Origin of the sequence: Kluyvera sp. EC_51, from assembly GCF_019584505.1 — a bacterium.
GTDB lineage: Bacteria > Pseudomonadota > Gammaproteobacteria > Enterobacterales > Enterobacteriaceae > Kluyvera > Kluyvera sichuanensis.
In genome coordinates this window covers 94379-113718 of sequence record NZ_VDAG01000029.1, presented here as the reverse complement: position 1 = coordinate 113718, position 19340 = coordinate 94379, and the positions used below count along the sequence as shown (strand labels likewise).

Annotated in this window: 18 protein-coding genes; 7 read left to right on the top strand and 11 right to left on the bottom strand. The window is 54.5% G+C overall.

The features are described 5' to 3' along the window. Window positions 1-58: 58 nt before the first annotated feature. A complete protein-coding gene (locus FHC49_RS08570) occupies window positions 59-712 on the top strand; it encodes a LuxR C-terminal-related transcriptional regulator (protein ID WP_185668417.1) in 654 nt (217 codons plus the stop codon). Window positions 713-811: 99 nt separating this feature from the next. Here FHC49_RS08570 and ruvX read toward each other — a convergent pair whose 3' ends face one another. The 9 genes from ruvX to FHC49_RS24365 all read right to left on the bottom strand — a co-directional run bounded on the left by ruvX (window position 812) and on the right by FHC49_RS24365 (window position 8523). Then, window positions 812-1231 carry a Holliday junction resolvase RuvX gene (ruvX, locus tag FHC49_RS08565; protein WP_035892025.1) on the bottom strand — a complete coding sequence of 140 codons (420 nt, stop codon included), beginning with the start codon at window positions 1229-1231 and terminating at the stop codon, window positions 812-814. Next, window positions 1231-1794: a YqgE/AlgH family protein gene (locus FHC49_RS08560; protein ID WP_220439529.1), complete on the bottom strand. Its 564-nt coding sequence runs from the start codon at window positions 1792-1794 to the stop codon at window positions 1231-1233. The genes ruvX and FHC49_RS08560 overlap by 1 nt, the downstream gene beginning before the upstream one ends. Before the next feature lie 146 nt (window positions 1795-1940). Then, entirely contained in the window at window positions 1941-2888 is a 948-nt protein-coding gene (gshB, locus tag FHC49_RS08555; protein WP_035892023.1) for a glutathione synthase, read from the bottom strand. A gap of 12 nt (window positions 2889-2900) precedes the next feature. After that, window positions 2901-3632, bottom strand: a complete 732-nt coding sequence (gene rsmE, locus FHC49_RS08550; protein WP_185668318.1) for a 16S rRNA (uracil(1498)-N(3))-methyltransferase — start codon at window positions 3630-3632, stop codon at window positions 2901-2903. 78 nt (window positions 3633-3710) lie between these two features. After that, window positions 3711-4418: a deoxyribonuclease I gene (gene endA / locus FHC49_RS08545; protein ID WP_064542663.1), complete on the bottom strand. Its 708-nt coding sequence runs from the start codon at window positions 4416-4418 to the stop codon at window positions 3711-3713. Between the two features lie 94 nt (window positions 4419-4512). Beyond that, complete coding sequence (locus tag FHC49_RS08540; protein ID WP_220439528.1) at window positions 4513-5013, bottom strand: SprT family zinc-dependent metalloprotease; 501 nt, start codon at window positions 5011-5013, stop codon at window positions 4513-4515. Window positions 5014-5090: 77 nt separating this feature from the next. Beyond that, entirely contained in the window at window positions 5091-6485 is a 1395-nt protein-coding gene (locus FHC49_RS08535; protein WP_220439527.1) for a sugar porter family MFS transporter, read from the bottom strand. A gap of 408 nt (window positions 6486-6893) precedes the next feature. After that, entirely contained in the window at window positions 6894-8048 is a 1155-nt protein-coding gene (gene metK / locus FHC49_RS08530; protein WP_220439526.1) for a methionine adenosyltransferase, read from the bottom strand. Window positions 8049-8214: 166 nt separating this feature from the next. Further along, window positions 8215-8523: a hypothetical protein gene (locus FHC49_RS24365; protein ID WP_255581259.1), complete on the bottom strand. Its 309-nt coding sequence runs from the start codon at window positions 8521-8523 to the stop codon at window positions 8215-8217. A 173-nt stretch (window positions 8524-8696) separates the two neighbouring features. Between FHC49_RS24365 and yqgB the strand changes: the two genes are divergently transcribed. The 3 genes from yqgB (at window position 8697) to speB (ending at window position 11967) form a co-directional block, all read left to right on the top strand. Beyond that, entirely contained in the window at window positions 8697-8828 is a 132-nt protein-coding gene (gene yqgB, locus FHC49_RS08515; RefSeq protein WP_185668313.1) for an acid stress response protein YqgB, read from the top strand. Between the two features lie 8 nt (window positions 8829-8836). After that, window positions 8837-10813: a biosynthetic arginine decarboxylase gene (speA, locus tag FHC49_RS08510; protein WP_185668312.1), complete on the top strand. Its 1977-nt coding sequence runs from the start codon at window positions 8837-8839 to the stop codon at window positions 10811-10813. Window positions 10814-11046: 233 nt separating this feature from the next. Next, complete coding sequence (speB, locus tag FHC49_RS08505) at window positions 11047-11967, top strand: agmatinase (protein WP_220439524.1); 921 nt, start codon at window positions 11047-11049, stop codon at window positions 11965-11967. Between the two features lie 102 nt (window positions 11968-12069). On the opposite strand, the gene FHC49_RS08500 is transcribed toward speB, so the two are convergent. Beyond that, a complete protein-coding gene (locus FHC49_RS08500; protein ID WP_220439523.1) occupies window positions 12070-13338 on the bottom strand; it encodes an OprD family outer membrane porin in 1269 nt (422 codons plus the stop codon). A gap of 388 nt (window positions 13339-13726) precedes the next feature. Beyond that, on the bottom strand, window positions 13727-14485 hold the full coding sequence (locus FHC49_RS08495; RefSeq protein ID WP_220439522.1) for a M48 family metallopeptidase: 759 nt from the start codon (window positions 14483-14485) through the stop codon (window positions 13727-13729). 267 nt (window positions 14486-14752) lie between these two features. Between FHC49_RS08495 and tkt the strand changes: the two genes are divergently transcribed. From tkt to pgk, 3 genes are all read left to right on the top strand, one after another. Further along, window positions 14753-16744, top strand: coding sequence for a transketolase (gene tkt, locus FHC49_RS08490; RefSeq protein ID WP_220439521.1), 1992 nt, complete (start codon window positions 14753-14755; stop codon window positions 16742-16744). A 296-nt stretch (window positions 16745-17040) separates the two neighbouring features. Further along, on the top strand, window positions 17041-18069 hold the full coding sequence (gene epd, locus FHC49_RS08485; RefSeq protein WP_220439520.1) for an erythrose-4-phosphate dehydrogenase: 1029 nt from the start codon (window positions 17041-17043) through the stop codon (window positions 18067-18069). Between the two features lie 39 nt (window positions 18070-18108). Then, entirely contained in the window at window positions 18109-19272 is a 1164-nt protein-coding gene (gene pgk, locus FHC49_RS08480) for a phosphoglycerate kinase (RefSeq protein ID WP_220439519.1), read from the top strand. Window positions 19273-19340: the final 68 nt, after the last annotated feature.

Sequence of the window (19340 nt, the reverse complement as noted above, 5' to 3'; positions counted from 1 at the left end):
CTTTGCTTTGACTTATAAAACACCATGATGGTGGAAATAGACTATGGAGAGTTTCAAAATGTTTGAAGTAACAGAGAGTGCATCTAATTCCCGCAAGATTATTCTTATCACCCATCCGTCAGTACAAGCCAACGCATTTGCCAACTACCTTGCTGAATTACTGTCGGTTTCTGTCGATGTGCATAACATCAACAAGCCGCTGATGCAGCGCCTGAGCAAAGGCACCGTGGTGTTGTTCGACATCGCTGTTTCCAACAAGAAACTGAACGGTATCTGGCGCGATATTATTCGTACCCAGTTCGATTCTCCGCGCCTGCTTATTATTAATAGCGCACAGAAGTACGAATTATACGAAATGGCACAATGGCCAGCATTGTACGGCGTTTTCCGTCACGACGACGAGGAATCGCGCTTAATTGAGGGCGTCAAAGCGGTCTTAAACGGCGAGCAGACGGCTGAATTGAGCGTGATGCACCCGGCAATGTATGCTGTTGAACATACAGAAGAAACTCATGATAGTGTTCCACTGACGGAACGTGAATGCGAAATTCTGAATGAATTACGCCACGGTGCGACCAATATGGATATTGCTCGCGCATTGTTCATCAGTGAAAATACCGTGCGTACGCACCTGTATAATGTTTTCCGCAAACTCAGCGTGAAAAACAGAACTCAGGCGGTAAGCTGGGCAAACGAAAATCTGCGTCACTAATATCCTGACATCAGATGGCCAATGCGTGGGCTGTGCGATGAGCCTCAGCCGCGTATCACAGGTCTGTTCCCGGGAATTGATTTCCCGGGGGCGGCCGCGCTAGAAACCCTGGTCGAAATAACTTTCCAGAATCACCACCGCAGACGCTGAGTCGACGCTACCTTTGTCCAGCGCGCGAAATCCCCCGTGTTCAAACAGCCCTGCGCGAGCCTCAACGGTGCTTAATCGTTCGTCATGCAGCGTGATCGCGACGCCAAAGCGGCCGTGGATCTTGTTGGCAAAATTGCGCGCGCGGGCGGTCAGCGGTTGCTCGGTGCCGTCCATATTGAGCGGTAAACCAACGATCACCGTTTCCGGCTGCCACTCTTTCAGCAGGCGAGCGATCAGATTCCAGTCCGGCGTGCCGTCCTGTGCTTTCAGCGCGGCCAGCGGACGTGCCGTTCCGGTGATACGTTGACCAATGGCCACGCCGATGCTGCGCGTGCCGAAATCAAAAGCCAGCAGTGTTCCACTACTCATTATGCGTGCCCCGCAGCGCCAGACATGGTCAGAATATTGATACCAATAAGCTTAGTCGCTTCTTTCCAGCGCTCGCCAATCGGCGTTTTAAACAGAATATTGAGATCCGCAGGCGCGGTCAGCCAGGCGTTATCGAGGATCTCTTGCTCCAGCTGTCCTTTCTCCCAGGAGGCATAGCCCAGCGCAACCAGCACGTCATTTGGCTGACGCGCGGTACCCAGCGTCTCCAGCACGTCGCGAGAGGTGGTGACGATGGTGTTATCGGAGATACGGATGCTTGAGGAGAACGACGCCGGCGGCGTGTGCAGAATAAAGCCGCGATCTTCGGCCAGCGGGCCACCCAGCATCACGGGTTTATCCAGTCGAATAGCGGGATCGCGCGGTTCGGCGGTGATCTTCAGCTTCTCGAGGATGCCCTCGATCTGCAAATTTTCCAGTGGTTTATTAATGATGATGCCCATCGCGCCATCGTCGTTGTATTCGCAGATGTAAACCACGGAACGGCGGAAGATAGGATCCTGAAGGGATGGCATAGCAATAAGGAAATGATGCTGTAAATTCATTATCAGAGGTTCTTGTCCTGTTTCAATACGCAGCGATGCCCAGTATGCGGGGAAAGTACACGGCTGTCACCAGGCTTGCCCGTTTACGGTGGGGGCGAAAGGCCTGATTGGCGGCGGGTTCCCTCCCGCCGTTTAAAGGCAATAGCTTATTTTTGCAGGCGTTTTTCAATTGCGTCCATCAGCATACCGGTGATAGAAATCGGATATTCCGCTTCGATTTCGCGCACGCAGGTCGGGCTGGTGACGTTAATTTCCGTCAGACGATCGCCGATGATGTCGAGGCCAACGAAGATCAGACCTTTGGCTTTCAGCGTCGGGCCGACTTTACGGGCGATGGCCCAGTCGCTTTCGCTCAGCGGACGCGGCTCGCCACGACCACCGGCAGCCAGGTTACCACGGGTTTCGCCGCCCTGCGGGATACGCGCCAGGCAGTAAGGCACCGGCTCACCGTCGATCACCAGTACGCGCTTATCGCCGTCTTTGATGGCGGGCAGATAGTTCTGCGCCATGCAGTAGCGGCTGCCCAGTTCGGTCAAGGTCTCGGCAATCACGCCAATGTTCGGATCCCCTTCCTTCACGCGGAAGATAGAGGCGCCGCCCATGCCGTCCAGCGGCTTCATGATGATGTCGCCGTGCTTTTCCCAGAACGCTTTCAGCTGGGCTTTGTTGCGGGTGACCAGCGTTTCTGGCGTCAGGTCGGAGAACCAGGCGGTAAACAGCTTCTCGTTACAGTCGCGCAGGCTCTGCGGCTTGTTGACGATCAGCGTCCCTTTTTCTTCCGCGCGCTCCAGAATATAGGTTGCGTAGATAAATTCGGTGTCGAACGGCGGATCTTTACGCATCAGGATAACGTCGAGGTCGGCGAGTTTAATATCCTGCTCGCTGCCGAACTCGTACCATTTATCGTAGTTCTGCTCAACGCTCAGAAGACGCGTACGGGCGTGGGATTCGCCGTTGATCAGATAAAGATCGTTCATCTCCATATAGTGGAGTTCATAGCCGCGACGCTGTGCTTCCAGCAGCATAGCGAAGCTGGTGTCTTTCTTGATGTTGATGCTTGCGATGGGATCCATCACGATGCCGAGCTTGATCATTATTGTTCTCCTTTAACCCAAATCACCAAAGCGCACCTGCAGTGCGGTGATGGCGGTGAGTGCGGTAGTCTCAGTGCGCAAAACGCGAGGCCCCAACAGAATATCAGTAAACTGGTAGCGTGCGGTCATGGCAATTTCATCCGCTGACAGGCCGCCTTCCGGGCCAATCAGCAGGCGTACGCGCTCCACCGGCAGCGGCAGCGTGTTGATGCTGGCGCTGGCGCGCGGATGCAGATTGAGCTTCAGTGCATCATCCTGCTCGGCGCACCATGCCTCAACGTCCATCGCCGGGCGAATTTCCGGAACCTGGTTGCGACCGCACTGCTCACAGGCGGCAATCGCGATTTTTTGCCACTGCTGAATCTTCTTATTCAGACGCTCGGCATCCAGTTTAACGCCGCAGCGCTCGGAAAAAAGTGGCGTAATGAGGCTTACACCCAGTTCAATCGATTTCTGGATGGTGAATTCCATTTTATCGCCGCGCGACATCACCTGGCCTAAGTGAATATGGATAGGGGATTCGCGGTCGTCGAGGGTGCTGCTCTGGATTTCAACCGTCACGTTCTTTTTACCGGCATCGGTGATAACGGCCTCAAAGACGTGATTGCTGCCGTCAAACAGCTGAATGGCCTGGCCTTTGCCCATGCGCAAAACGCGCCCGACGTGGTTCGCCGCATCTTCGCATAGGGCAACCTGCGTGCCGACGGTGAGTGATTCTGGGTGATAGATGCGAGGGATGCGCATAGTCTGAATTCCATCTGTGGCTACGCCCTCTCCGCCGGGGAGAGGGCAGGGCAAAATTACAATTGCCGCTAGTGTAGGTTAGCTCTTTTGCGCCTGGCAAGCCTGCAGCACATATGGATTATGGTTGCCCTGAATTTTAGCGATGCGCTGATCGCGTTCGCACTCCCATTGGCTGACGGGATACATTTTGTCCCAGGCGTTGAATAGCTGGGTTTGCTGGCGGGAGAGTGTTAGCTGATAACGGTCGCGCATATAGAAGTAGATACGAGCGATGGCACCGCGTGAACGCTCTGGCGGCTCGGCGACTTTCTCTTTAAAGTCGACCTTCATCGCGCACTGGCCGTACTGGCCTTCGCCGCCGTTCCACTGCCCGTACATGAAGTTGCCGCGATCGCCGTTCACCTCACCGACGGCGGGCTGCAGGTTATGCATATCGCTCTCCATCTTGCGGTATTCCGGGTCTTTGGCGCAGTTCTTCCGCCCGCCATCCTGCCAGCACTGACGCTGATGGCCGAACTGCCACGCCGGCACAACGTGCTCCCACTCGACGCGGCTGGCGCGGTTCTCATTTTTACGCACTTTATAGCCGCAGGATTCCAGATCGATAACGCCTTTCTTACCCTGCCAGTTAATTTTACAGCCGCAGTAGAAATCGCCGGGAACGTCGCTATTCACTTTTACGCCCGCGCTTTTGGCCTGGGAAAAGCTGTTAATACCCTCGGCAAGCGCCTGCCCAGAGAGTGCCGCCGCGACAAACGCCACGGCAAAAGACAAATTACGGTACATCACGAACTCCATCTCAAAACGAGCCCGCAACGTAACCAATGTGGTTGTCAGATGCAATCAGTCAGGTCAGAAAACTTCCAGATATTTCCGTTAGTTACATTTCGGCAACTAATGGTTCGCCGCAGTGGAGGCAGCGATAGGTGGCCTCACCGCGCACCACGCGATTATGGCGGCGAACGGTAAGCTGGTGCTGCTGGCAACGGCAGCGATAGGGGAAGGTATTTTTGCGCACGGACTCCAGTTCGAACTGATGAGTACGCCGCGCCGGAACGCCAAGCACGCTCTCCATCATCCACTTCCACTCTTTGCCGTGCGGCGCGACCCGGCCAAAGTGTTTCCAGACCAGCAGGTGCGCCAGCTCGTGCGGCACCACTTCATCAATAAACGCCTGCTGATTTTCCTGTAACAACACGGGATTGAGGCGAATTTCATATTGCTGAAGCCAGGCGGTACCGGCAGAGGTGCCGCGCTGCTGATAGACCAGCTTTGGTTCAGGGTAGTTACGCCCCAGCGCCAGGTTGGCCTGAGCGAGTTTTTCCCGCAGGCTGCGCATGACGTTTTGCTGGACGGCGATAGGAATTCGAGGGGTTTTCATAACGGCTGAGGATAGAGCGTGAAGCGAGGTGGTGCAAGAGGAAGCTTCCTCCCAGGCGGGAGGAAGCGGGATGACGGTTAGTCGCGAGCGCCAATTTCGCGCAGCGGACGGCCCTGCATCAGGTTACGTTCAATGTGTTCCAGAGAGACGTTTTTGGTTTCCGGAATCAGCCACAAGGTCAGGAAGATAAACAGCACGTTCAGGCCACCGTATACCCAGAAGGTATTGGCGCTGCCGAGCGAGTTCAGCATGGTCAGGAAGGTTGCCCCGACGATCATGTTCGCAATCCAGTTGGTGGCGGTAGAGCAGGTGATCCCGAAGTCATGGCCTTTCAGCGGCTGGATTTCAGAGCACAGTACCCAAATCAGCGGACCGGCGCTCATGGCGAAGCCAACGATAAACATCAGCAGCATCAGTACGGCGAAGTACTGGGCAACGGCGGAGTGGATACCGATGTGCATCATTGAACCCAGCACGCCCATGCCGACGGCCATGACGATAAAACCGAGAATAAGGGTTGGTTTACGGCCCCAGCGGTCAACCAGACCAATCGCGATAAAGGTTGCCAGCACGTTGGTCAGGCCAACGATAACGGTACCCCACATCTGTTCGGTGGTGTTGGTGTAGCCCGCCAGCTCAAAGATTTTCGGTGCGTAATACATGATGACGTTCATACCGGTGAACTGTTGCATCACCTGCAGCAGCACGCCGAGGAACACCGCGCGACGGAAGTTGCTGTTCTCTTTGAACAGCGCCCAGCCGCTCTGTTTCACCTTCAGGCTTTCACGGATTTCATCCAGTTCACGTTTGGCTTCTGCACTGGTATCACGCAGACGCATCAGCACGCGCTCAGCATCGTTAAAGCGACGTTTCGCGGCAAACCAGCGCGGGCTGTCCGGCAGGAAGAATACGCCAATCAGCAGCAGGACCGCTGGAATGATGATCACGCCCAGCATCCAGCGCCATGCGCCGCTATAGCTGAAGGCGGTATCGGACAGGTACGCACCGAGAATACCGATGGTAATCATCAACTGGTACATGGAAATCATACTGCCGCGGATTTTCTCCGGCGCGATTTCAGACAGGTACAGCGGGGCGGTGTAGGAGGCTACGCCGACAGCCAGGCCAAGCAGTACGCGGGAAAGCAGCAGTATTTCTACGTTTGGCGCGGCGGCAGAGAACAGGGAACCGGCAACGAACAGGATCGCACCGATCATCAGGCTTTTCTTACGGCCCAGCTTGAAGGAGAGCCAGCCGCTGCCGACTGCCCCGACTGCGGCGCCAAACATCATGGAACTGACCACCCACTCCTGCGTATGCGGGCTGAGCTGGAAATCGGTTGTAATAAAGGGCAATGCACCGGCAATAACGCCGATATCAAGGCCAAACAGCAGTCCGGCCAGCGCCGCTAAGAAGCAGACAAAGAAGGTCATTGTCTTGTTCGAGCGACCCTGTTTTTTATTGTTAGGCATGATGCTCTCCAATTGAGTCATTGATTCTATCGATGCTTAGGGTAGGAGAGTATGTCGCAAAAAAATGTGATTACAATCACGACTGTGTAATCGGTTACACTGATGTGTAAGTTACGTGTCAGTTAAATATCAATTTAATCATGGCGTTAATGCTGTTTCAGATAAAGTAAAAAGATCGATAATGAGACTTTATTGAAACACAAAGCATTATTATGAAAAGCTGTTTCATGGCGTTAAGGCGGGGCTTGTGCCGCAAGGCACTATTAATGTAATCGCTTTCACTAAATTGTGTGGAACTGTAAATTGTTACGTAAAAGAGATGAATGCTGTTGTGCGGGGAACAATTCCCAAAGCAACAGGTATAAAAAAAGCCAGCACAAGGCTGGCTTTCAACAAAACGGCTAAACCTTATTTCAGGCCAGCCGCTTCGCGCAGCTGAGCTGCTTTGTCGGTTTTTTCCCATGGGAAGGTTTCGCGACCGAAGTGACCGTAAGCTGCCGTCTCTTTGTAGATCGGGTGCAGCAGGTCCAGCATCTGGATCAGGCCGTATGGACGCAGGTCGAAGAACTCGCGAACCAGACCAATCAGCTGCTCAGCAGGCACTTTCTCGGTACCGAAGGTTTCCACCATGATGGAAGTCGGTTCAGCCACGCCGATAGCGTAGGAAACCTGGATTTCACAGCGGTCAGCCAGGCCTGCGGCAACGATGTTTTTCGCCACATAGCGTGCTGCGTAGGCTGCAGAACGGTCAACTTTAGAAGGATCTTTACCGGAGAACGCGCCGCCACCGTGACGGGCCATGCCGCCGTAGGTATCCACGATGATTTTACGACCGGTCAGGCCACAGTCACCCATTGGGCCGCCGATAACGAAACGACCGGTTGGGTTGATAAAGAATTTGGTCGACGCGTTCAGCCACTCGGTAGGCAGAACCGGCTTGATGATCTCTTCCATCACGGCTTCTTGCAGTGATTTCTGGTCGATGCTGTCGGCGTGCTGAGTAGACAGAACGACGGCATCGATACCCACCACTTTACCGTCGTCGTACTGGAAGGTGACCTGGCTTTTCGCGTCAGGACGCAGCCAAGGCAGGGTGCCGTTTTTACGCACTTCAGCCTGACGCTGCACCAGACGGTGTGCGTAGGTGATTGGCGCTGGCATCAGCACGTCGGTTTCGTTGGTGGCATAACCAAACATCAGGCCCTGGTCGCCCGCGCCCTGTTCCAGCGGATCGGCGCGGTCAACGCCCTGGTTAATGTCCGGAGACTGCTTACCGATAGCGCTCAGTACGGCACAAGAATTGGCATCAAAGCCCATATCAGAATGCACATAGCCAATTTCGCGAACGGTATTACGGGTGATCTCTTCGATATCAACCCATGCGCTGGTGGTGATCTCACCACCGACCAGCACCATACCGGTTTTGACGTAGGTTTCACACGCTACGCGCGCTTTCGGATCCTGTTCAAGGATGGCGTCCAGCACGGCGTCGGAAATTTGGTCAGCGATTTTGTCAGGATGCCCTTCAGATACAGACTCGGACGTAAAAAGGTGTTTTGCCATATTTAATATCACCCAATGAGAATTTGGTTAGCTCAAACTGTTGTATTGAATAATCACGATGGAAGATTATACCACGGACTTAATGGTTGCCGTCACTGGCAGTCTGAGTGTTAATCGGTATAGATGGATTAACATCTGGACGGCTATTTTAGGTCACATCTTCACCTCATTGCCAGTTTTTTTTGAGATAGCTCGCATTCTGCTGCAACTGAGATTGGAAATTTTTCCTGACACCGGCGGCAAGCTGCACATTTATATTTTGCATTTTAGGTGGGTTATCGGTATAAAACGCCGCGCGCGGCTCATACAAAAAAGCACACGTCATTTTTCGTGTTGCCACTTCCAGCCGGGCTAAGACTTTTGCTTTGGCTTGAGGTTCGTCTTTCGGGGCGGCCGTGGAGGTGATACGAGATAATGAACCGTTGTATTCTGCTGATTCTACCGTGCCGTCCTGGCGCGACGATGTTCCCCGCAACCCCCCATTCTGCTTTGCATACCAGCCGATGTTATACCCATTTCGGCGCTACTCAGGACTCCCGAGCCGGTAGGTAACGGAACACTGAACAAGGGCGCTCTTGTCACAACAAGAGTTTTCTCGTGGTTTCTCTGAACCGTCATAATGTGTTCAGGTGCTTGTTTTATAATGATATGAATAAGAAACCGGTCGCACAGTCGGAGCGTCAGCAGGTTCTGCTGCCTATTCAGGCTGTATATGGGTTGTTATCGCAACGTCACGCTGCGATAGTAGTTAACTGTTTTACACTTGTTATAAATAATTGAGGTTCGCTATGTCTGACGACATTTCATTCGATTCGCATTCGTCAGCAGGCGAACGCGGTGTACTACGTTCCATGCAGGAGGTTGCGATGAGCTCCCAGGAAGCCAGCAAAATGCTACGCACATACAACATTGCCTGGTGGGGCAATAACTACTACGACGTCAACGAGCTTGGCCACATCAGCGTCTGCCCAGACCCGGATGTACCGGAAGCGCGCGTTGACCTCGCCGAGTTGGTAAAAGCCCGTGAAGCGCAGGGGCAACGTCTGCCTGCGCTGTTCTGCTTCCCGCAGATCCTGCAGCATCGTCTGCGTTCGATTAACGCGGCGTTCAAACGTGCGCGTGAATCTTACGGCTATAACGGCGACTACTTCCTGGTTTACCCAATTAAGGTTAACCAGCATCGCCGCGTGATTGAATCGTTGATCCACTCCGGGGAACCGCTGGGGCTGGAAGCCGGTTCTAAAGCTGAATTGATGGCCGTGCTGGCGCACGCGGGCATGACCCGTAGCGTGATCGTCTGTAACGGCTATAAAGACCGCGAATACATTCGTCTGGCGCTGGTCGGCGAGAAGATGGGCCACAAGGTCTATCTGGTCATCGAAAAGATGTCTGAAATTGCCATCGTGCTGGAAGAAGCCGAGCGCCTGAACGTGGTGCCACGCCTTGGCGTGCGTGCGCGTCTGGCTTCTCAGGGTTCCGGTAAGTGGCAGTCCTCCGGCGGTGAAAAATCCAAGTTCGGCCTGGCGGCAAACCAGGTTCTGCAACTGGTGGAAATCCTGCGTGAACGCGGTCGTCTGGATAGCATCCAACTGCTGCACTTCCACCTCGGTTCGCAGATGGCGAACATTCGCGATATCGCGACCGGCGTGCGTGAATCCGCCCGTTTCTACGTTGAGCTGCACAAGCTTGGCGTGAACATTCAGTGCTTCGACGTGGGCGGTGGCCTGGGTGTGGACTACGAAGGTACCCGCTCGCAGTCCGACTGCTCCGTGAACTACGGCCTGAACGAATACGCCAACAACATCATCTGGGCGATTGGCGATGCGTGTGAAGAGCACGGCCTGCCGCACCCGACGGTGATTACCGAGTCCGGTCGTGCGGTGACCGCGCACCACACGGTGCTGGTGTCTAACATTATCGGCGTTGAACGTAGCGAACATACCGAAGCAACACCGCCTGCTGATGATGCGCCACGCGCGCTGCAAAGCATGTGGGAAACCTGGCAGGAGATGCACGAGCCGGGCAACCGCCGCTCGCTGCGCGAATGGCTGCACGACAGCCAGATGGACCTGCATGATATTCACGTCGGCTACTCTTCAGGCTCCTTTAGCCTGCACGAGCGCGCGTGGGCCGAGCAGCTCTACCTGAACATGTGTCATGAAGTGCAGAAGCAGCTTGACCCGAGCAACCGCGCACACCGTCCGATTATCGACGAACTGCAGGAGCGTATGGCGGATAAGATTTACGTCAACTTCTCGTTGTTCCAGTCGATGCCGGATGCGTGGGGTATCGATCAGCTGTTCCCGGTGATGCCGCTGGAAGGGCTGAATCAGGTGCCTGAACGCCGCGCGGTGCTGCTGGATATTACCTGTGACTCCGACGGTGCTATCGACCACTACGTCGACGGCGACGGGATCGCGACCACCATGCCAATGCCGGAATACGACCCGGAGAACCCGCCGATGCTGGGCTTCTTTATGGTAGGGGCGTATCAGGAGATCCTCGGCAACATGCACAACCTGTTCGGTGATACCGAAGCGGTTGACGTGTTCGTCTTCCCTGACGGCAGCGTGGAAGTTGAGCTGTCTGATGAAGGCGATACGGTGGCGGACATGCTGCAATACGTGCAGCTGGATCCGAACACCCTGCTGACGCAGTTCCGTGACCAGGTGAAAAACACCGATCTCGACGCCGAGCTGCAGCAGCAGTTCCTGGAAGAGTTTGAAGCCGGTCTGTACGGCTATACTTATCTGGAAGACGAGTAAGTTTACGGGGCCCCTCACCCTAACCCTCTCCCCAAAGAGGCGAGGGGACCGCTCCCTCAGGGAGAGGACCGGGGTGAGGGCGCCAGGCGCACGGTCTCCGCTGCGCTTGAATCCGTACAAATTAACGGCGATAATCCGCCGCAAATATGCAGTTACCAAATCAATCCCTTCCTCGTCGGGCCTAACGACGCGGAGGGGATTTTTTTTACAGTGATTTTAAAAGAGGTCAGCACATGAGCACCTTAGGTCATCAATACGATAACTCCCTGGTTTCCAACGCGTTTGGTTTTCTTCGTCTGCCGATGAACTTCATGCCGTACGACAGCGACGCGGATTGGGTCATTACTGGCGTACCGTTTGATATGGCGACCTCAGGTCGTGCCGGTGGCCGTCACGGCCCGACGGCTATTCGCCAGGTTTCCACTAACCTGGCCTGGGAGCACAACCGCTTCCCGTGGAACTTCGACATGCGTGAACGCCTGAACGTCGTGGATTGCGGTGACCTGGTTTACGCTTTCGGCGACGCCCGTGAGATGAGTGAAAAACTGCAGGCGCACGCGGAAAAACTGCTGGCGGCCGGTAAACGCATGCTCTCCTTTGGCGGCGACCACTTCGTCACGCTGCCGCTGCTGCGCGCGCACGCGAAGCACTTTGGCAAAATGGCGCTGGTGCACTTCGATGCCCACACCGATACCTACGCTAACGGCTGCGAGTTCGACCATGGCACCATGTTCTTCACCGCGCCTAACGAAGGTCTGATCGACCCGAACCACTCCGTGCAGATTGGTATCCGTACCGAGTTCGACAAAGACAACGGCTTCACCGTACTGGACGCAGGCCAGGTGAACGATCGCACCGTGGACGATATCATCGCGCAGGTTAAGCAGATCGTTGGCGATATGCCGGTCTACCTGACCTTTGACATCGACTGTCTGGATCCGGCGTTTGCACCGGGTACTGGTACGCCGGTAATCGGCGGCTTGACCTCCGATCGCGCCATTAAACTGGTGCGCGGCCTGAAGGATCTGAACATCGTTGGTATGGACGTGGTAGAAGTCGCACCGGCGTACGATCAGTCTGAGATCACCGCTCTGGCGGCGGCGACGCTGGCGCTGGAAATGCTGTACATCCAGGCGGCGAAGAAGGGCGAGTAAGACCTTCGCGGAGGTTCCCCGGCGTCGGCGTAAACGCCTCGGCCGGGCTACGATTAACGTGTAGCCCGGCCGAGCGCAGCGACGCCGGGAACCACTCAACGATTAAAACGCGTTAAACGGATACTCGACGTAAACGCGCACTTCATTACCGCTGACGTTATAGTCGCTGGCGTTGCTGGAAACGCGCAGCACCGAGTAGCGAACTTTAAACTTCAGATCTTTCGCCGGGCCGTTCTGGACCTGGTACTGCACCTGGTTAAACCACTCGTGCTCTTTACCGTTATTGGTTTCCGCCGTCTTGATGTTATCGCCGCGAACGTACGCCGTGGTCCAGCTCAGACCCGGTAAACCCAGCCCGCCAAAGTCCAGCGCGTAGGACGCCTGCCATGAACGCTCATCTTCACCGTTGAAATCAGACCAGTAAGAGTTCGCCAGCCAGATGGTATTGCCGCCGTCACCGACGCCGCCTTGATCCTGGTAGCTGCCGTAGTGATAGCCGGTGCTGCCGCTGCTCTGCTGGTAGGCAATTTTGAAGGTGTGAATATCCCAGATGTAGCTGGTGGCGAGGCTCCAGATGCTGTTGCTGCGGCCGGTATCCAGCGAGTCGGCGTATTCCTGCTCCAGGCGAGAGTTATAGCCGTTGAAGTCGAAGACCAGCTTCTGATCTGCCGCCAGCGGCTGAGCATAGTTCAGGCCGAGGTACTGCTTGTTCAGCACGTCTTCGACGTGGGAGGCGTACAGTGCGCCGCTCAACTGGTCGTTAAACTGATAGCTCGCGCCGCCGAAGGTAATGCTCTGCAGGCCGCTGTTGTGGCTATCGTCGCTTTTACGCTGCTCGTCGGTGAAGTAACCGGCGTTCACTTCCAGACCGGCGATCTCTTTAGAGGTCAGCATGGTCCCGGTGAAGGTTTCATACAGCAGGCGAGAATCGTCGGCGTAGAGAATTGGTAGCGTTGGGCGCTGGTTGCCGTAGCTCAGCACGGTATTGGAGAAGCGCATTTTAGCGGTCGCGCCGAATTTGGCTAAATCAGATTTCGCACGGCCGTCGTTATCCTGAGCGAAAAAGTCGATGCCGCCAGCGCCGCTGTTACCGCGGCCGCCGTCCAGGCGCACGCCGTACTGAGCGATACCGTCTACGCCGAAACCGATAGGGCCCTGGGTGAAGCCGGATTCAAAGGTCGCGATAAAGCCCTGGCCCCATTCACTCTTATCATGCAGCCCATCGCGATAGTCGCGTTTGATATAGGCGTTACGTAAAAAGAGATCCAGATGGCTGTCATCAATAAAACCCTGGCTGTCGGATTGTTGGCTTGCGAAAGCTGGCGCAGAGGCAATAATACTTAAAGCAATTAACGTTAATTTATTTTTCACGGAGGGAACTTCTCTGTTTATCTGACGGTCGAATTGTGTTGTTACCGTTCGGATAGTCGCCTGAAAAAGTGTCGAAAGCAATCATTGTATGAATGGATGTGTCGCGAGGGATCGTGCTACAGGGTGCGTAGTGCCTGGATCTCGTGAATAGCTATGGACTATTTAAAAATAAGGTAAAAGAACTTCCTGAAAGGTAAATAGTATATTTTTTATTTAATATTTAGAATAAATGTTCGAGCGCTGCGGTGTTGGCTTATATATTTGACCGGGGCGACATCTACGTATATTTAACGGTTTGTGCGCTTAAATTATCAATTAATGCCGTTTAGCCATTATTAATATTTTTTGCTTATCAAAGCAAGGGGGCAATATTGCCCCCCCTAAATAATTATTTAATGCCGTCCGCCTGCAGGCGGTCGCGAATGTGCTGGGCGCGCTCCTGCGAGGCCGGGTGATCGTCAAACATGGAGCTTTGACGGCCATCTTCAAGCTTAGAGAGTTTCTCAAAGCTGGTGGCAAGCCCGGTCGGGTTGATCCCGCGTTTGCGCAGCAGGTCATAAGAGTAGTCGTCCGCCTCCGACTCCTGACGCTGGGAGAACTGCGAGTTCACTAGCTTCTCGCCAAGATCGCCAAGCTGGGACTGCGACAGGCTGCCGACGATGCCGCCAGCGGAAGCCGCCGCTGCGCGCAGGGCGTTAGTGCCAATCGCCACCTGCATCCCTTTCTTCACGTGGCCGAGCGCAACGTGGCCCATTTCGTGGCCGACAACCGCTTCGACTTCATTATCGTTCATCAGATCCATCAGGCCGCTATATACGCGGATGCAGCCGTTGGCCATGGCGAAGGCGTTGACGTCTTTCGCCACGTAGACTTTGTAGTTCACCGGCTGGCCGTTAATGTTATCGCCGAGCGCCGCCGCTATCTTATTGAGTCGCTGTACATAAGCGCTGTTTGCTGGCGCAATGGTAGCCTTACTGTCCATATCTTTACAGGCCTGGTCGCTCAGCGCCTGAACCTGCTGATCGCTCAACGAAAATGCCTGCAAGGCACCGGTACTCGAGCTTAATAAACCATTTGAATCCATATTCTGGCAGCCGCTCAGCAGTAAAGTTGCGCCAAACGCCAGAACCATCGCCCGTTTTTTCATGAGATTGCTTCCAAAGTCGTTTATCTGAAAATGCCCTGGAACTGCGCCGCCAGAGTTAGGCTAAGTATAAAGAATATCGCGGCTTACGGGCGAGGGGATTACATCTTGTTAACCTCTGTTCCAGAGATTTCTGAAGTAGCAAAAGGATGCTCCATGTACATGCTTTGTCGCATAGGTTACATTGTTGACACTTTTTTCTGGCAAAGCCCGTAACGTGCGCCTCTCGTGACGTTAGGGTTGCCTTCAACAGTCCGAACTGGAGTCAAAATGTCCTCACGTAAAGAGCTTGCTAATGCTATTCGTGCGCTGAGCATGGACGCAGTACAGAAAGCCAATTCCGGTCACCCGGGTGCCCCAATGGGTATGGCTGACATTGCCGAAGTCCTGTGGCGTGATTTTCTGAACCATAACCCGCAGAATCCGTCCTGGGCTGACCGTGACCGCTTTGTGCTGTCTAACGGCCACGGCTCCATGCTGATTTACAGCCTGCTGCACCTCACCGGTTACGATCTGCCGATCGAAGAGCTGAAAAACTTCCGTCAGTTGCACTCCAAAACCCCAGGTCACCCGGAAGTGGGTTACACCGCTGGTGTTGAAACCACTACCGGCCCGCTGGGCCAGGGCATCGCGAACGCCGTAGGTATGGCGATTGCAGAAAAAACGCTGGCGGCGCAGTTCAACCGCCCTGGTCACGACATCGTTGACCACTTCACCTATGCGTTCATGGGCGACGGCTGCATGATGGAAGGCATTTCTCACGAAGTGTGCTCCCTGGCCGGTACCCTGAAACTGGGCAAACTGATCGCGTTCTATGATGACAACGGCATCTCCATCGACGGCCACGTTGAAGGCTGGTTCACCGATGACACTGCTAAACGTTTCGAAGCTTATCACTGGCACGTGATCCGTGGCATCGATGGTCACGATCCAGAAGCGATTAAGCGTGCAGTAGAAGAAGCGCGTAAAGTGACCGACAAGCCATCCCTGCTGATGTGCAAAACCGTTATCGGTTTCGGTTCGCCAAACAAAGCTGGCACCCACGACTCCCACGGTGCACCGCTGGGCGAAGCCGAAGTGGCGCTGACCCGCGAAAAACTGGGCTGGAAATACGGTCCGTTTGAAATCCCGGCTGACATCTACGCGCAGTGGGATGCGAAAGCAGCAGGCCAGGCGAAAGAAGCCGCATGGAACGACAAGTTCGCAGCTTATGCTAAAGCCTTCCCACAGGAAGCAGCAGAATTCACCCGTCGTATGAAAGGTGACATGCCGTCTGACTTCGACGCGAAAGCGAACGAATTCATCGCTAAGCTGCAGGCTAATCCGGCGAAAATCGCCAGCCGTAAAGCTTCCCAGAACGCGATTGAAGCCTTCGGTCCTCTGCTGCCAGAATTCCTCGGCGGCTCCGCTGACCTGGCGCCTTCTAACCTGACCATCTGGTCCGGCTCTAAGGCTATCAACGAAGATATCGCGGGTAACTACATCCATTACGGCGTGCGTGAATTCGGTATGACCGCCATTGCCAACGGTATCTCCCTGCACGGTGGTTTCCTGCCGTACACCTCTACCTTCCTGATGTTCGTTGAATATGCCCGTAACGCGGTGCGTATGGCGGCGCTGATGAAGAAACGCCAGGTGATGGTCTACACCCACGACTCCATTGGTCTGGGCGAAGATGGCCCAACTCACCAGCCGGTAGAACAGATTGCTTCCCTGCGTGTGACCCCGAACATGAGCACCTGGCGCCCATGTGACCAGGTTGAATCCGCGATTGCGTGGAAATATGGCGTAGAGCGTCACGACGGCCCAACCGCGCTGATCCTCTCCCGTCAGAACCTGGCACAGCAGGAACGTACTGAAGCGCAGCTGGCGAACGTGGCCCGTGGTGGTTACGTGCTGAAAGACAGCGACGGCCAGCCGCAAATCATCCTGATCGCGACCGGTTCCGAAGTTGAGCTGGCCGTTGCCGCTTACGAAAAACTGACCGCAGAAGGCGTGAAGGCGCGCGTGGTTTCCATGCCGTCCACCGACGCATTCGACAAGCAGGACGCGGCTTACCGTGAATCCGTGCTGCCGAAAGCGGTCTCTGCACGCGTCGCTATCGAAGCGGGCATCGCGGACTACTGGTTCAAATACGTGGGCCTGAACGGCGCAATCGTCGGCATGACCACCTTCGGTGAGTCTGCGCCAGCGGATCTGCTGTTCAAAGAGTTCGGCTTCACCGTTGAGAACGTGCTCGCGAAAGCGAAATCCCTGCTGTAATCTGCGTTTTCTCTGAAATGAAAGGGTCGCTTCGGCGGCCCTTTTTGTTTTTCTCTGGAATTTCTTTGCACATTATTCCAATCAAAATGTGATGCATGTCAGATATTAGGCGTCTCTGTCTGGACAATCATTCCTTTTATTCCTTGTTTCGCTTATTCTAGCTGAAGCGTTTCAGTCGATAAATTGTTCGACATTTAACCAATCAGTCACTGTTTGTGGCGGGTGAGGTTTCCCAAAGCGTTTGGCTGCATTACTCTGTTTGCCACTTTGCATCGGGATAACCTTGCAGGAGACCTATGACCGTACGCGTAGCGATTAATGGCTTCGGTCGCATTGGACGTAACGTGGTTCGTGCTTTGTATGAATCCGGACGCCGTGCGGAAATCACCGTGGTGGCAATCAACGAGCTGGCAGATGCTGCGGGCATCGCGCACTTGTTGAAATATGACACCAGCCACGGGCGCTTTGCCTGGGATGTTCGCCAGGAGCGTGAACAGCTTTTCGTCGGCGATGACGCCATCCGTCTTCTGCATGAGCGCACTATTGAAGCGCTGCCCTGGAAAGAGCTATCGGTTGATGTCGTGCTAGACTGTACCGGCGTATACGGCAGTCGCCATGACGGCGAAGCCCATATTGCCGCTGGCGCGAAGAAGGTGCTCTTTTCACATCCTGGCAGCAACGATCTCGACACCACCGTGGTGTTTGGGGTCAATCAGCACGAATTGCGTGCGGAGCACCGTATTGTCTCCAACGCCTCCTGCACCACGAACTGCATTATTCCCGTCATCAAACTGTTAGATGATGCTTATGGCATTGAATCGGGCACGGTCACGACCATCCACTCCGCGATGCATGACCAGCAGGTGATTGACGCCTACCATCCCGATTTACGCCGTACGCGCGCAGCAAGCCAGTCGATTATTCCGGTAGATACTAAGCTCGCCGCGGGAATTACCCGTATTTTCCCGCAGTTTGGTGACCGCTTCGAGGCGATTGCGGTGCGAGTACCGACTATTAACGTGACGGCAATTGACCTGAGCGTGACGGTGAAAAAGCCAGTAAAAGCAAATGAAGTCAACCAGTTGCTGCAAAAAGCAGCACAGGGTGCATTTCATGGTATAGTTGACTATACGGAATTACCGTTGGTCTCAACTGATTTTAACCACGATCCGCACAGCGCCATTGTCGATGGCACGCAGACGCGGGTGAGTGGGGCGCATCTGATCAAAACGCTGGTCTGGTGTGATAACGAATGGGGTTTTGCTAACCGAATGCTCGACACCACGTTAGCAATGGCCGCTATTGGTTTCAGGCTCGACGCTTGAGCGTCGACAAAACTTTAAGTATCAACGAGAGGATTCACCATGTCTGTAATTAAGATGACCGATCTGGATCTGGCTGGTAAACGCGTTTTCATCCGTGCGGACCTGAACGTACCAGTTAAAGAAGGGAAAGTAACCAGCGACGCACGTATCCGTGCTTCACTGCCAACTATCGAGCTGGCGCTGAAACAGGGTGCGAAAGTGATGGTGACTTCTCACCTGGGTCGTCCGACCGAAGGCGAGTACAACGAAGAATTCTCTCTGCTGCCGGTAGTTAATTACCTGAAAGACAAACTGTCTGCTCCGGTTCGTCTGGTTAAAGATTACCTGGACGGCGTAGAAGTTGCTGCCGGTGAGCTGGTTGTTCTGGAAAACGTTCGCTTCAACAAAGGCGAGAAGAAAGACGACGAAGCACTGTCCAAAAAATACGCTGCACTGTGCGACGTATTCGTAATGGACGCATTCGGTACTGCACACCGTGCACAGGCTTCCACCCACGGTATCGGCAAATTTGCTGACGTTGCGTGCGCAGGCCCGCTGCTGGCAGCTGAACTGGACGCGCTGGGTAAAGCACTGAAAGAACCTGCTCGCCCAATGGTGGCTATCGTTGGTGGTTCTAAAGTTTCTACCAAACTGACCGTTCTGGACTCCCTGTCTAAAATCGCTGACCAGCTGATCGTTGGCGGTGGTATCGCGAACACCTTCGTTGCTGCTCAAGGCCACAACGTGGGTAAATCCCTGTACGAAGCTGACCTGGTTGACGAAGCTAAACGTCTGCTGACGACCTGCGATATCCCAGTCCCAACTGACGTTCGCGTAGCGACCGAGTTCTCCGAAACTGCGGCAGCAACCCTGAAATCTGTTAACGACATCAAAGATGAAGAGCAGATTCTGGACCTGGGCGACGCGTCTGCAGAAAAACTGGCAGAAATCCTGAAAAACGCCAAAACCATCCTGTGGAACGGCCCGGTTGGCGTGTTCGAATTCCCGAACTTCCGCAAAGGTACTGAAATCGTTGCTAACGCTATCGCAGACAGCGACGCGTTCTCCATCGCAGGCGGCGGCGACACCCTGGCAGCTATCGACCTGTTCGGTATCGCTGACAAAATCTCCTACATCTCCACTGGCGGCGGCGCATTCCTCGAATTCGTGGAAGGCAAAGTCCTGCCAGCAGTAGCAATGCTCGAAGAGCGCGCTAAGAAGTAAGCCATTCAAGGGCAGGGAAACCTGCCCCATTTTCAGCGCGCTTTATAGAGCTCGCACCTTTTCTAACG

What these genes read in the sequence shown, in the direction of transcription:
- FHC49_RS08540 (WP_220439528.1), bottom strand. Translation starts at nt 5,013, where the DNA reads ATGAAAACCCCTCGAATTCCTATCGCCGTCCAGCAAAACGTCATGCGC.
- epd (WP_220439520.1), top strand. Translation starts at nt 17,041, where the DNA reads ATGACCGTACGCGTAGCGATTAATGGCTTCGGTCGCATTGGACGTAAC.
- yqgB (WP_185668313.1), top strand. Translation starts at nt 8,697, where the DNA reads ATGAATAAGAAACCGGTCGCACAGTCGGAGCGTCAGCAGGTTCTGCTG.
- FHC49_RS08495 (WP_220439522.1), bottom strand. Translation starts at nt 14,485, where the DNA reads ATGAAAAAACGGGCGATGGTTCTGGCGTTTGGCGCAACTTTACTGCTG.
- FHC49_RS08535 (WP_220439527.1), bottom strand. Translation starts at nt 6,485, where the DNA reads ATGCCTAACAATAAAAAACAGGGTCGCTCGAACAAGACAATGACCTTC.
- pgk (WP_220439519.1), top strand. Translation starts at nt 18,109, where the DNA reads ATGTCTGTAATTAAGATGACCGATCTGGATCTGGCTGGTAAACGCGTT.
- speB (WP_220439524.1), top strand. Translation starts at nt 11,047, where the DNA reads ATGAGCACCTTAGGTCATCAATACGATAACTCCCTGGTTTCCAACGCG.
- endA (WP_064542663.1), bottom strand. Translation starts at nt 4,418, where the DNA reads ATGTACCGTAATTTGTCTTTTGCCGTGGCGTTTGTCGCGGCGGCACTC.
- gshB (WP_035892023.1), bottom strand. Translation starts at nt 2,888, where the DNA reads ATGATCAAGCTCGGCATCGTGATGGATCCCATCGCAAGCATCAACATC.
- tkt (WP_220439521.1), top strand. Translation starts at nt 14,753, where the DNA reads ATGTCCTCACGTAAAGAGCTTGCTAATGCTATTCGTGCGCTGAGCATG.
- FHC49_RS08570 (WP_185668417.1), top strand. Translation starts at nt 59, where the DNA reads ATGTTTGAAGTAACAGAGAGTGCATCTAATTCCCGCAAGATTATTCTT.
- metK (WP_220439526.1), bottom strand. Translation starts at nt 8,048, where the DNA reads ATGGCAAAACACCTTTTTACGTCCGAGTCTGTATCTGAAGGGCATCCT.
- FHC49_RS08560 (WP_220439529.1), bottom strand. Translation starts at nt 1,794, where the DNA reads ATGAATTTACAGCATCATTTCCTTATTGCTATGCCATCCCTTCAGGAT.
- rsmE (WP_185668318.1), bottom strand. Translation starts at nt 3,632, where the DNA reads ATGCGCATCCCTCGCATCTATCACCCAGAATCACTCACCGTCGGCACG.
- speA (WP_185668312.1), top strand. Translation starts at nt 8,837, where the DNA reads ATGTCTGACGACATTTCATTCGATTCGCATTCGTCAGCAGGCGAACGC.
- ruvX (WP_035892025.1), bottom strand. Translation starts at nt 1,231, where the DNA reads ATGAGTAGTGGAACACTGCTGGCTTTTGATTTCGGCACGCGCAGCATC.